Source organism: Actinoplanes sp. NPDC020271, assembly GCF_044388125.1.
Lineage (GTDB): Bacteria > Actinomycetota > Actinomycetes > Mycobacteriales > Micromonosporaceae > Actinoplanes.
In genome coordinates, this window is record NZ_JBIRWQ010000024.1 from 87,544 (window position 1) to 100,029 (window position 12,486).

Annotated in this window: 11 protein-coding genes; 8 read left to right on the forward strand and 3 right to left on the reverse strand. The window is 70.8% G+C overall.

The window, feature by feature from the left end; all coding sequences use genetic code 11:
- Window positions 1-102: 102 nt before the first annotated feature.
- Window positions 103-2,631 carry a putative bifunctional diguanylate cyclase/phosphodiesterase gene (locus tag ACH442_RS37045; RefSeq protein WP_396342763.1) on the reverse strand — a complete coding sequence of 843 codons (2,529 nt, stop codon included), beginning with the start codon at window positions 2,629-2,631 and terminating at the stop codon, window positions 103-105.
- Window positions 2,632-2,861: 230 nt separating this feature from the next.
- Here ACH442_RS37045 and ACH442_RS37050 point away from each other — a divergent pair, with 230 nt between their 5' ends.
- Window positions 2,862-4,466, forward strand: coding sequence for a S8 family serine peptidase (locus ACH442_RS37050; protein WP_396342764.1), 1,605 nt, complete (start codon window positions 2,862-2,864; stop codon window positions 4,464-4,466).
- A 134-nt stretch (window positions 4,467-4,600) separates the two neighbouring features.
- Here the strand turns inward: ACH442_RS37050 and ACH442_RS37055 are convergent, their stop codons facing one another.
- The gene (locus tag ACH442_RS37055) at window positions 4,601-5,287 is read right to left on the reverse strand and encodes a phosphatase PAP2 family protein (protein WP_396342765.1); all 687 of its coding nucleotides are present in this window, start codon (window positions 5,285-5,287) and stop codon (window positions 4,601-4,603) included.
- A gap of 57 nt (window positions 5,288-5,344) precedes the next feature.
- Between ACH442_RS37055 and ACH442_RS37060 the strand changes: the two genes are divergently transcribed.
- Both ACH442_RS37060 and ACH442_RS37065 read left to right on the forward strand, forming a co-directional pair.
- On the forward strand, window positions 5,345-5,710 hold the full coding sequence (locus tag ACH442_RS37060; RefSeq protein ID WP_396342766.1) for a BlaI/MecI/CopY family transcriptional regulator: 366 nt from the start codon (window positions 5,345-5,347) through the stop codon (window positions 5,708-5,710).
- On the forward strand, window positions 5,707-6,597 hold the full coding sequence (locus tag ACH442_RS37065) for a M56 family metallopeptidase (protein ID WP_396342767.1): 891 nt from the start codon (window positions 5,707-5,709) through the stop codon (window positions 6,595-6,597). Before ACH442_RS37060 ends, ACH442_RS37065 begins: the two co-directional genes overlap by 4 nt.
- Before the next feature lie 17 nt (window positions 6,598-6,614).
- Here ACH442_RS37065 and ACH442_RS37070 read toward each other — a convergent pair whose 3' ends face one another.
- On the reverse strand, window positions 6,615-7,988 hold the full coding sequence (locus ACH442_RS37070; RefSeq protein ID WP_396342768.1) for a sensor histidine kinase: 1,374 nt from the start codon (window positions 7,986-7,988) through the stop codon (window positions 6,615-6,617).
- A gap of 87 nt (window positions 7,989-8,075) precedes the next feature.
- On the opposite strand from ACH442_RS37070, the gene ACH442_RS37075 reads away from it, so the two are divergent.
- The 5 genes from ACH442_RS37075 (at window position 8,076) to efeU (ending at window position 12,454) form a co-directional block, all read left to right on the forward strand.
- The gene (locus tag ACH442_RS37075; RefSeq protein WP_396342770.1) at window positions 8,076-8,759 is read left to right on the forward strand and encodes a response regulator transcription factor; all 684 of its coding nucleotides are present in this window, start codon (window positions 8,076-8,078) and stop codon (window positions 8,757-8,759) included.
- Between the two features lie 78 nt (window positions 8,760-8,837).
- A complete protein-coding gene (locus ACH442_RS37080) occupies window positions 8,838-9,650 on the forward strand; it encodes a hypothetical protein (RefSeq protein WP_396342771.1) in 813 nt (270 codons plus the stop codon).
- The gene (locus ACH442_RS37085) at window positions 9,647-10,831 is read left to right on the forward strand and encodes a glycosyltransferase (RefSeq protein WP_396342772.1); all 1,185 of its coding nucleotides are present in this window, start codon (window positions 9,647-9,649) and stop codon (window positions 10,829-10,831) included. The genes ACH442_RS37080 and ACH442_RS37085 overlap by 4 nt, the downstream gene beginning before the upstream one ends.
- A complete protein-coding gene (locus ACH442_RS37090; protein WP_396342773.1) occupies window positions 10,828-11,580 on the forward strand; it encodes a polysaccharide deacetylase family protein in 753 nt (250 codons plus the stop codon). The genes ACH442_RS37085 and ACH442_RS37090 overlap by 4 nt, the downstream gene beginning before the upstream one ends.
- Window positions 11,581-11,620: 40 nt before the next feature.
- Window positions 11,621-12,454 (forward strand): iron uptake transporter permease EfeU, encoded by an 834-nt coding sequence (gene efeU, locus ACH442_RS37095; RefSeq protein ID WP_396342774.1) that lies wholly within the window; start codon window positions 11,621-11,623, stop codon window positions 12,452-12,454.
- The last annotated feature ends 32 nt before the right edge of the window (window positions 12,455-12,486 follow it).

Sequence of the window (12,486 nt, forward strand, 5' to 3'; positions counted from 1 at the left end):
TCGCCGTGTCGGGACCAGCCCCGCCCACGACCTGCGGTGGCTGGTCTCGGGATGGCGACCGATCCCGCCCGTGGCGGAGTGGCCCCGGCGTAGCAGCCGGCTTCATCGGCTGGTCATCAGATGGCCGGCGGCGCAGGCGTTGCCGTGCGCAGGGGTCTCCCGTAACCAGGCGGTGAACTTGTCCTCCGGCAGCGGCCGGGAGACGTGGTAGCCCTGCACCACGTTGCAGCCGGTCTCGGCGAGGTAGCGGTAGGTGTTCTCGTCCTCCACCCCTTCCGCGACGACGTGCAGACCGAGGGCGTGGCCGAGCTGCACGATGGAACGGATGAGGGCCCGGTCGCGGTAATCGTGTGCCGCATTCTGCACGAACGACTTATCAATCTTGACTTCGTCGATGGGCAGCTCGCGTAGCCGGGCGAGGGAGGAGTAGCCGGTCCCGAAGTCGTCGATGGAGATCTTGACGCCGAGGCGGCGCAGACTCTGCAGGACCACGAGGCTGTCGGCGGTGTCGGTCATCACGGTGCCTTCGGTGATCTCCAGGGTGAGTGCCGTGGCCGGGACGTCGTGCTCGGTCAACAGCCGTCTGACCACCTCGGGCAGGGCCTCATCCAGCAGCGTGTTCGGGGACAGGTTGACGGCGACGTGCATGTCGTGACCGGCTCGGCGCCAGGCCGCGCAGTTGCGCAGGGAAACGTCGAGGACCCGCAGGGTCAGTGGGCGGATGAGACCGGAATGTTCGGCGAGGGGGACGAACAGGTCCGGTGAGATGAACCCGTGCTCCGGATGGTGCCAGCGGGACAGGGCCTCGGCTCCGACGACCGTACCCGTCGCCGGGTCGAGCTTCGGCTGGAACACCACGAGAGTGCCGTTGCGCTCCACAGCCTCACGAAGCTCGCCGATGAGCGCGAGCCGTTGGGGGGTGTTCTGGTCGTCGGCCGCTCGATAGACGCGCACCCCGGCCCGGGCCTGTTTGGCCGCGTACATCGCAACGTCGGCCCGGCGTAGCAGCGTTCCGCTGTCCCGGCCGTGCTCCGGCGCCAGGGCGATGCCGATGCTGGCGCGTGGGTACAGGGTGAGATGGTCGATGTGCAGGGGGCGTTCCAGATCGCGGGCGAGATCCTCGGCGAGGACGGTGGCTTCCTGCGGTGAGGCGACCTGGACGACTACGGCGAATTCGTCGCCGCCCAGTCGCGCGACGGTGCCGCGGCCCTCCAGCCGGCGCCGCAGCCGCTCCCCCACGGTGCGCAGCAGAGCATCGCCGACATCGTGACCCAACCCGTCGTTGATCTCCTTGAAGCGGTCGAGGTCCATCATCAGGACGGCGGTGCAGGCGGCGTCCGGCTCGTGCGCGAGCGCGGCGTCGAGCAGGCGGTACAGCTGCCGCCGATTCGGCAGATCGGTGAGCGGATCGTGCAAGGCGAGGTGTTCCTTCTCGAGGGCCTCCTCGCGGAGCTGGTCCACCAGCCGGGCGTTGGCCATAGCGACGCTGGCGTGGTTGGCCATCGCCTGCAGCAGGCGCAGGTGCTCGGCGGTGAACGTGGGAATGTCGGGCAGACTCTCGGTGACCAGCAGCACGCCGGTCACGCCGTTGCCGACCGGGACGGGAACCGCCATGGCGTCCGCCGGACCATCGGCACGCGCCGGATCGGCGGGCAGAAGAACCAGTTCCCCGGTGGTGGCCGGCGTCCACCACGTTTCTGGTGCGTGGTCGCTGATCAGGGTCTCGTCGATCTGTCCTTGACCGGACAGCCGCACTCGCAGGCCTGGCGCCGTTGCGGTGGGCGGCAGGATCAGCTCGACGTCGTTCGAGCGCAACTCGTCGCGCACCTGCTCGAGGATCACGCGCATCAGCTGGCCGGTGTCCAGCGAGCTGTCCAGGGCACTGGTGAAGGCGTACAGGTTCTCGACCTGCTCGTTGCCCTGGCTCTGCCGTACATAGCCGCGGTAGCCGACGTGGACGACCGCGAACAGCACGGCGAGGAGCGCGACGGCGAACGGATTGCTCTGGATGACGATCGCACTGATCAGCGCGATGCTGGTGGCCACCATGACCAGGCCGAGGCCGCGCAGGGCCGACGGCAGGCGACGCCACTCCGACGGATCGTCGTGCAGGCTGATCACCGTGGTGATCAGGATGATGGCGAGCAGGTCGGCGGCGAGCATGGCGGCGTAGGCGGCCAGCCACTGGCGGGGGCCGGCGATCCCGTCCGCCGAGCCTGCCAGGGCGCCGTACACGACGACGCCGACCGTGGTCTGCAGGCTGATCTGCGCGATGTTGAAGGCCAGTTTGCGGCCACGCTGATGACGCAGGACCGCCAGGCCGGCGGTGGCGCCGGCGGTGCGGGCCAACACCACGAGCAACGGGTTCAGCACCGCCAGCGCAATGATCATGGGGATCTCGGTGATGCTCATGGCGTGGCCGCCACGCCGCACCCGGACATGGATCGCGAAGCCCTCGGTGAGAGAGAACATCACCGCCAGGACCAGGAACCACACCAGCGACCCCGGCCCGTCCAGCAACGGTCTCGCGCCGAAGAGCAGGAGCACACCGTCGGAGGCCAGCGCCGCGATGCCCAGCACAACGGTGAGCGCGGCGACCTGTTTGTCCGGGCGAGTCCATCGACCGCTCATTGTCTCCTCGAGTTCTGTGCAGTCCAGCGCCAGCCTCATCGGTCAGCGCCAGCGCCAGTTGAGGACCAGAGCCCCGCATCCGCTCCTGGGGGTGCGCCGGAACCGAAACGGTCGCGCAAATGCTCAGGTCGCGCGCACCCCGGTCGAAGGAAATCGCTATACGCAACGGGCCGGCGAACTCCGGCCTCATGCCACCACCTCCCCCGTGATGGCAATTGAAGGAGCAGTGGATGAGCACCAAACCCACACGACGCCCGGTCCTCGGCAGCAGGTGGCCGGCGGCCGTGTTGACCGCGGCGCTGGCCGCTTCCGGCGGTGCGGTCGCCGGTCCGACTCCAGCGCAAGCCGCTACCACGAAAACGACCAAGGTGAAGAAGGACTGGCTGGTCGACCTGGCGCTGACGCCCCTGCAAGTGGTCAACAGCGTGATCGGGGCACCGGCCGTGTGGTCGAAGAAGGACGCCACCGGCCGCAAGGTGACCGGTCAAGGCGTCGGAGTGGCGCTGATCGACTCCGGCATCGCCCCGGTCAAGGGCCTGGCGCAAGCCGGCAAGGTGATCAACGGTCCCGACCTCTCCTTCGAGTCGCAGGCCACCAACCTGCGTAACCTGGACACCTTCGGGCACGGCACCCACATGGCCGGCATCATCGCCGGGCGGGACCCGGACGCCCCCGCCGGTAAGGAGGACGACCCCAAGTACTTCGCCGGGGTCGCGCCCGACGCCCATCTGGTCAACCTCCGCGTCGGTGCCACCGACGGCGCCGTGGACGTGTCACAGATCATCGCCGCTGTCGACTGGGCGGTCGCCCACCGTAACGACACCGGCCTCAACATCCGCGTGATCAACCTGTCCTTCGGCACCGACTCGATGCAGGACCCCAAGTTCGACCCCCTGTCGTACGCGGTGGAGGCCGCCTGGCGCGCCGGCATCGTGGTCGTCGTCTCGGTCGGCAACGACGGGGCGACCGCGACCCGGGTCGGCAATCCCGCGCTCAACCCGTATGTCATCGCGGTCGGCGGCTCGGACACGGCCGGAACGCTGACCCGCGACGACGACACCATCGGCGCGTTCAGCACCAAGGGCGACAGCATCCGCCACGCCGACCTGGTCGCTCCGGGCCGGTCGATCGCCTCCCTGCGCGACCCGGGCTCCTTCATCGACACGAACTATCCCGAGGGCCTGGTCGCCGATACCACCGGCCGCTTCTTCAAGGGCAGCGGTACTTCCCAGGCGACCGCCGTCGTGTCCGGAGCAGCCGCCCTGCTGCTGCAGCAACGCCCGAGCCTCACTCCCGACCAGGTCAAAAAGCTGCTGACCAGTACGGCCGTTCCGATGAAGGGCGTCGACGCCATCGCCCAGGGCGCCGGCGAACTCAACATCCAGGCGGCGTCCGCCGCAGCCACCCCGACCACCGCCACACAGTCGTTCCCCCGGGCCCTGGGCACCGGCACCCTCGAGGGCGCACGCGGCACCGCACACGTCTCCGACTCCGAATCGGGCGTCGATCTCACCGGCGAGCGAGACATCATGAACCAGCCGTGGAACCCGGCGACCTGGACGGCAGCGGCGGCCGCCGGCCGCGCCTGGACCGGCGGCACCTGGAACGGCAACGTCTGGGCCGGAACCGGCTGGAACGGCGCCTCCTGGACGACGCAGACCTGGAACGGCACCGCCTGGACAGCACGCAGCTGGTCCGGCAGCAACTGGGCCGCCCGTTCCTGGAGCTCCGCCGTCTGGACCGGCAACAGCTGGTCAGCCGGCGCCTGGACGGCACGCTCCTGGTCGGCACGCAGCTGGAGCGGAAGCTACTGGTCCTCGCGCACCTGGCAGTGACACGGAACCTAACCCCCACCATCGATCGGTGCGGCGCCTCGGGGCGCCGCGCCCGCCCGCCGCCATGGTTGAGGCTGCGGCCTGCACCGTAGTGGCCGCGACTGCCGCCTCCGAGCAGCGGTTCCCGGAGGCTACTAGCAATCCACTGGCGGGTCGGGCTCTTCGGCCGACCGCGCGGGGCCGAACAGCCGGCGGGTGAGCATCGCGATCGCCAACACGATGGTGACCGAGAAGAGCCAGGCCCCGACCACGTCGCTGGGCCAGTGCACGACCAGCGCGACCCGGCTGACCCCGACGAGCACCGCCCATGCGGTAGTGGCGACCGTCAGCAGGACTCGGCCGCGGCGGGTCCGCAGCATCGGCCGGCCGATCATCATCAGGACCAGCGCCGCGGTGGCGGACGCCGTGGTGTGCCCGGACGGGAAGGAGTAGCTCGCGGCCGCGGCCAGCTGGTCGGCCGGGCGAGGTCGGGCGATCAGCGTCAGCACGACCAGGCGGAGCAGCGGTGTCACGGTCAGGGCCAGCGCGCCGAACGCCGCCTGCCGCCAGCGGCCGGTGGCCAGCAGGATCGCGCAGCCGGCCACCGCGAGGGGGCCGATCACCGTGAAGCTGCCGGTGACGGTCACCGCTGCCATGATGGAGCGCCAGAGCGGGTGGGCCAGTGCCAGCGCGTGAGCCGCGTCGCTGATGCGGGCATCGAACGAGAGCAGCGGGGTGGCTTTTGCTGCCACGGCGACGGCCAGCAGCACGAAGGCTGCGGCGGGACACCCGATCGAGAACGCGATGAGGTTCGGGCGGCTGCGGAGCACGTCGTCGATCACGCCATCCAGGCTATCTCCTACATTTTGTAGGTATCAGGTTGCCGATAGTCTCCAGGTGTGACGAAGGACAGGCGACGGCCAGGTGCCCTGGAGTCCGCGGTGATGACCGCGCTGTGGGGGGCCGGGGCGCCGATGACCGCCGCGCAGGTGCATCAGCAGGTGGGCGGTGACCTCGCCTACAACACCGTGCAGACGATCTTGATCCGGTTGCACGAGAAAGGCCAGGTCCAGCGGCGCCGGGCCGGACGCGGACACCAGTACTGGCCGGTGCAGGACGCGGCGACCGCAGCGGTGGTGCAGATGCGCGCCGCGTTGCCGGACGGCATCGACCGGCACGCCGTGCTCCAGCAGTTCGCCGCCTCGCTCGACGCCTCCGATGCGGCGCTGCTGCGGGCAATGCTCGACGACGATCGCCCGGCATGACCCTCGCCGTGTACCTGCCGCTGCTGCTGGCCCTGCCGCTGGCGCTGATCTCTTGCCGCGTCACCGGCCGGGGTGCCCCGGGCCCGGCGGCACTGACGCTGGCGGTGACCGCGATGATCGCGGCCGTCTCGTCCACGTGGTCGCTGACCATGCTGGCGCTGACCATGCTCGACGACGTGCCGCCGTTGTCGGCGCTGGACGAATCCCCCACGCTGGAGCTTCCCGAGCCGGTGCCGGGCCCGGTCGCGCTGGTCGCGGGGATTCTCCTGCTCGGTGGCGGGTTCCGGCTGTTGACGGACGTGCGCCGCCGGGTGAGCACCAACCGCGGGTTGCGGGCTGTCGGCGAGGTCCACGACGGCATGGTCGTCGCGGACTGGGCCAGGCCGATGGCCGTGGCCGTCCCGGGCACCGCCCGCCGGCCTGGGCACCTGCTGGTCACCACGGGAATTCTTCGGCTACTCGACCCTGACGAGCGGCGCGTGCTGTTCGCTCACGAGCGGGCCCATCTCGAGCACCGGCATCACCTGCTGGTCGCCGCGGCGGCGGCTGCGGCAGCGGTCAACCCGTTGCTCGTCCCGGTCCGTGACGCGGTCGCCTACCTGGTCGAACGCTGGGCCGACGAGGAGGCCGCCGCCCAGGTCGGCGACCGCCGGCTGGCCGCCAAGGCGGTCGCCCGGGCCGCACTGGCCGCCTCCGGCACGGACTCGGCCGGCGCGCTGGGCATCGACGGCGGCACCCTGGTGCGCCGGGTGCGTGCCCTGGGTCAGGCCACACCTGCCCTGCTCCTGCGCCGCCTGGTGGTTCCGGTCCTGCTCGGGGCGGCATTCGTCGTGATTGCCGGGATAGCCACCGAGGCGTTCGTGGAGCTGGCCCGCGCCTGGCTCTGAGCCCACCGCGGGCGGTGTCACTGCGGCGCTGCCGGCAGACGAACTCGCATGGCGGCGCCGGCGGCCAGGTCGTCGACGGTGAGCGTGCCGTGGTGCGCGGTGAGAATGTCGCGGGCGATCGCCAGGCCCAGCCCTGAGCCGCCGCCGCCGCGCGAGCGACTGTCGTCGAGGCGCACGAACCGGTCGAAGATCCGTTCCCGGTCGGCGGCCGGGATCGGCGGGCCATCGTTACCGACAACGATCTCGCCCTGCCCGTCGCCCGCGGCGAGGCTGATGGTGACCGTGGCACGAGCGTGCCGGACCGTGTTGTCGACCAGGTTGCGCAACACCCGGGTGAGCTGATCGCGGTCACCGGTCACTCGCACCGGCGACACGCCGCCCTCCACCCGCAGATGCGGATGCTCGGCCGCCACCCGCTCCCGCTCGGCGAACACCAGGTCGTCGAGGTCGACGTCCGCACGCCGTATCGGCGCCTGCCGGTCGTCGACGCGGGCCAGCAGCAGTAGATCCTCCACCAGGCGCGCCATCCGGGCGCTCTCGGTGCGGATCCGGTCGACGCAGCGGGCCGGTTTCTCGTCCAGGTGCACGCCGGTCAGCAGATCCGCGTTCGCCCGAATGGTGGTCAGCGGACTGCGCAGCTCGTGACTGGCGTCGGCGACGAACCTGCGCTGAACGGCGGCGGACGCCTCGATCCGGTCCAGCATGGTGTTCATCGTGGTGGCCAGGGCGGCGATCTCGTCGTCGGCGGCCGGCAGCGGCAGCCGGGCGTGCAGGTTCGTCGCGGTGATCGTCGCGGCCTGCCGGCGCATCGCCTCGACCGGTTGCAGCGTGCGCCCGACGAAGAAGAACGTGGCGACCCCGACCACCACGGCGAGCACCGGCAGGCCGAGCAGCAGAGCGGTCAGGATCGCCTCGGTGCTGTCGGCGACGGCGTCCATCGACTCGGCGACCAGCACGATCCGCTTGCCGTCCGGGGTGTCGACGCCGGTGGCCAGGATGCGCCAGGGTTCACCCTCACCGAGCGGCAAGTTCTTCGTCTCCTGAAGCCGGCGTCCGACCGTCGGTTGCAGCGCCGACAGCGCCGGCGCACCGGCGATGATGGTCGAAGCGCCGACAACCCGGCCACCGGTGGTGACCACCTGGGCCAGGCTGCGCCCGGCGCCGGACGAGCGCAGCGCGACCTCCAGCGCCGCCGTGTTCTGCGAGGTGAGGGCCGCGGTCACCTGGGCGGTCCGGTCGTTGGCGGCCGAGGTGACGTTGTCGAGCAGGATGCCGCGGGCGACGAACAGCAGGATCGCGCCGGCGAAGACCGAGGCGAGCACGACCACGATCCCGGCGGCGAGCGCCGAGCGCATCCGCACGCCGAGGCGCCGTCGTAACAATTGGAGCATGTCGGTCACGCTAACCGGGGCATGCTGAAGGCGTACTGAAAGCGGGTCTCAGCGATCTTTAAGCCCGCATCGGGAAAAGTGGGCCGGATGCGAGTACTCGTGGTCGAGGACGAAGTGGCGATGGCGGAGACCATCCGCGACGGCCTCACGCAGGAGGGGTTCACCGTCGACCTGGTGCACGACGGCACCGAGGGGCTGTGGACCGCGACCGAGAAACCGCACGGCGCCTACGACGTGATCATGCTGGACATCATGCTGCCCGGCCTGTCCGGCTACGAGATCTGCCGGCAGTTGCGCACGCGGGAGGTGTGGACGCCGATCCTGATGCTGACGGCCAAGGACGGCGAGTACGACCAGGCCGACGCCCTCGATCTGGGCGCCGACGACTACCTGACCAAGCCGTTCTCGTTCGTGGTGCTCATCGCCCGGCTGCGGGCGCTGATCCGCCGCGGCGCCCCGGAACGCCCGGCCGTGCTGCGCGCCGGTGACCTCACGCTGGATCCGGCCGAACGGCGCGTGCTGCGCGGCGGCACGCCGATCCCGGTCACGCCGCGCGAGTTCGCGCTGCTGGAATTCCTGATGCGCCACCGCGGGCAGGCGATGACCAAGACCGCCATCATCGAGAACGTCTGGGACGCACATTTCGACGGCGACCCGAACATCGTCGAGGTCTACATCGGCTACCTGCGCAAGAAGATCGACCACCCGTTCGGCCGCACCGCGATCGAGACGGTCCGCGGCGCCGGCTACCGGCTGGCCGACGAGGGCTGAGCCCGGCGCCCACGAAAAATGCGCTGAACGAGACGGCATTCAGCGAACTCTTAGCCTCCGATCGCCATTGTCTGCGTCATGACCAGCTACGGCGAGCACCCGACGCCTCGGCGGCATCTGAACAAGGCCCCGGAGGTGACGATCTCCTTCTGGATCGTCACAATCCTCGCTACTGCGGCCGGGCAGTCGTTCACCGGCCTGCTGGTGAACACCGTCGGGCTCGGATTGACTCGCACCACGATGGTGATGACCACCGTCCTGGGCGGCGTGATGGTCGTCCAGCTACGGGCCGAACGCCACGTCCCCGCCTTGTACTGGCTGGTCGTCACGCTGATCAGCATCGTCGGCACGCTGATCGGCGCCAATCTGACCGACACCTTCGACGTCTCCCCGGGAACGGCCACGATCGTGTTCGCCGCGCTGCTCGCCGGCACGTTCGCGGTCTGGTACGCCAAGGAACGCACACTGTCGCTCGGCGCGATCGACACGCCCGGCCGGGAAGCGTTCTACTGGCTGGCGATCCTGTTCACGTTCGTGCTCGGCGCGGCCGTCGGCGATGTCGCGGCCGAAGCGCTGAACCTCGGGTACGGCGCGGCTGTCACCGTCTTCGCGCTGGCCGTCGCCGCGATCGAGGCCGCCCGCCGGTTCCTCGGACTAGCCACGGTCACCGCGTTCTGGCTCGCCTACACCCTGGCCCACCCGCTCACGGCCGACCTGGGCGATCTGCTGTCACAGCCGACCGACGCCGGTGGCCTGGGCATCGGCACCCCCTTGCCCGGCCTGGTCTTCCTGGCAGCGATCGTCGCCATCATCGCGCACCTGACCGCCTCCCGCCGCAACCCGCAGCCGCACCACACGGCGGCGCACGACCCCGAGGACCGGTCATCGTGAGTATTGCCAACCCGGCCGGTCCGGTCGTGATCTTCTCGGCCGGCATCGGCGCCGGGCACGACGGCGCCGCCCGCGAACTGTCGCGCCGGCTCGCCGAACGCGGCATCCCGTCGGTGCGGTACGACTTCCTGGACATGCTGCCCGCCGGGCTCGGCACCGCCCTGCGCGACACGTACGCCCGGCAGCTGCGCACCGCCCCGGACAGATGGGGCTGGCTGCTGGACAAGATGGCCCGGCCACGTCTGTCGGCCGGGGCAGGCGCACTGTCGGCGAGCCTGGCCGCGCGCCGCATGCTCGCCGCGATAGAGCCGGACACGGCCACCGTCGTCTCCACCTATCCGCTGGCCAGCCAGGTGCTGGGCCGGCTGCGGCGCAGCCGCCGGCTGGCCGTCCCGGTCGCCGCGGTGATGACCGACCCGTCCGTGCACCCGCTCTGCGTCGCCGAGGGCGTCGACCTGCACCTGGCGCCGGGCCGGCACACCGCCGAGCAGATCCACGCCCTGAACGCGCCCGTCCTCGCCGTCTCGCCCGTGGTCGACCCGGCTTTCCGGCCGGCCCACGACCGGTGCGAGCGCGACACCCTGCGCCACCGCTTCGGCTTGCCGCTCGATGAACGCCTGGCCGTGGTCATCGCCGGATCGTGGGGTGTCGGCGACGTCGAGCAGACCGCGCTCGACATCGTCCGTGCCGGAGCGGCCCTGCCGGTCGTAGTCTGCGGTCGCAACGAGACGCTGCGGCGACGCCTGCACGAAACCGGAACCGCGATCGCCCTCGGCTGGGTCGACGCGATGCCCGAGCTGCTGCGCGCCGCCGACGTCGCCGTCACCAACGCCGGCGGGCTGTCCAGCACCGAGGCGATGGCCAGTGGCATCCCGGTGATCAGCTACCGCTGCCTGCCCGGGCACGGCGACGCCAACGCCGCGGTCCTGGCCGCGACCGGCCTGTCGCCCTGGCCGCAGACTCTCGACGCTCTCGCCGCCGACCTGCGCGCCGTGCTCGACGGCCCCGCCGGCCTCCGGCAGCAGGCGGTGTTCGCCGCCTCGCGAACCGACCCGGACGCCGCCGACGTGCTCACCCGTCACGACCGCAGCCCACTCCCGCCATTAACCATCACCATCAAAACCACACCCCGATTCCCGTACGCCATGAGCCCCGCACCGTCCCGAAAGGCCACCCGATGAACGTCGCAGGCACCGCCACCGCCGCCGCCCTCACCACGCTCGCCGCCGCACACGCAGGTCCCGCGCTCGCCGCGATCGGGCCGGTGCGCCGCCGCCTGATGCCTGCGCTGTCCGGCATCGGCGATCCCGGCCACGTGGCGCTGACCTTTGACGACGGTCCGCACCCGGAGGCCACGCCGCGGCTGTTGCACATGCTCGACGCCAACCGCGTACGGGCGACGTTCTTCCTGCTCGGCGCGATGACCGAAAGGCACCCGGAGGTCGCCCGGGCGATCGTCGCCGCGGGCCACGAGATAGCCGTGCACGGTTACGAGCACCGGCTGCTGCTCAAACGCCGGCCCGCCGAGACTCTGGAGGATCTGGCCCGGGCCACCGCCGCGATCACCGCGGTCACCGGGCAACAGCCGCGCTGGTGGCGCCCGCCGTACGGGGTGGCCAGCACCGCCGCCCTGATCGGCGCCCGCCGTCTCGGCCTCACCCCCGTGCTGTGGACCTGCTGGGGCCGCGACTGGACGCCCAATGCCACCTCGGACTCGGTGTTCCGGGCCGTACGACGCGGGCTGGCCGGCGGCGGCACGATCCTGCTGCACGACAGCGACCACAGCGCCGCCGCCCGTTCGTGGGAATCGACGCTGGGCGCGCTGCCCGCGATCCTGGTGCACTGCCGGGCGCGGGGGTTCACGGTCGGCCCGCTGCACGAGCACGGCCTGCGCCGACTTGACAATCTCCGACAGCCTGTAGGAGTTTGACGTGGTCAGGTAAGGCTCTACTAACCCAGGAGTTGTCGCTGTGGGCGGCGCGTTCTTCGCCAGTTATCTCATCGGCCTGCGCGACGGCTTGGAAGCCGCGCTCGTCGTCTCGATCCTCGTCACCCTGCTCGCCCGCTCCCAGCGCCGTGACGGGCTGCTCCCGCTGTGGAGCGGCGTCGCGCTGGCCATCGTCTGCGCCGCCGGCCTCGGCGCGATCCTCACCTACGTCGCCACGTCCGTGCTGTCCGGCGTACGCCTGGAGCTGTTCGAGGCGATCACCTCCCTGATCGCGGTGGCCATGGTCACCTGGATGATCTTCTGGATGCGCAGCAGCGCACGCACCATCAAGACCGAGCTGACCGGCAAACTCACCGAAGCCCTCGGCCTGGGCCGCTTCGCCGTCGCCGCGCTCGCCTTCGTCGCCGTCATCCGCGAGAGCGTCGAGATGGTGCTGCTGGTCTTCTCCGCCGCCCAGGCCGCCAGCGAAACCGTCGCCCCGCTTCTCGGCATGCTCGCCGGAGTGGTCTCCGCGGCGCTGCTCGGCGTGCTCATGTACGCCGCGGTCGCCCGGATCAACCTGGGCCGACTGTTCACCGGTACCGGTGTGCTGCTCGTGCTGGTCGCGGCCGGCATCGCCAAGTACGCCGTGCACGGTTTCCAGGTCGCCGGCTACCTGCCCGGCTCCACCGCGATCGCCTACGACTGGTCGGCCACCATCGAACCGGCCTCCTGGTACGGCACGCTGCTGGCCGCCACGATCAACGTCACCCCCTCGGCGACGGTGCTGGAGATCGCGGCCTTCACGACGTACACCATCGTGGTCTTGATCTTGTTCCTGCGCCCCGCCGCACCACGCCGGGCCGTTCCCGCCTGACCTTTCTCTCTCCCCTGGAAAAGGTCCGTCCC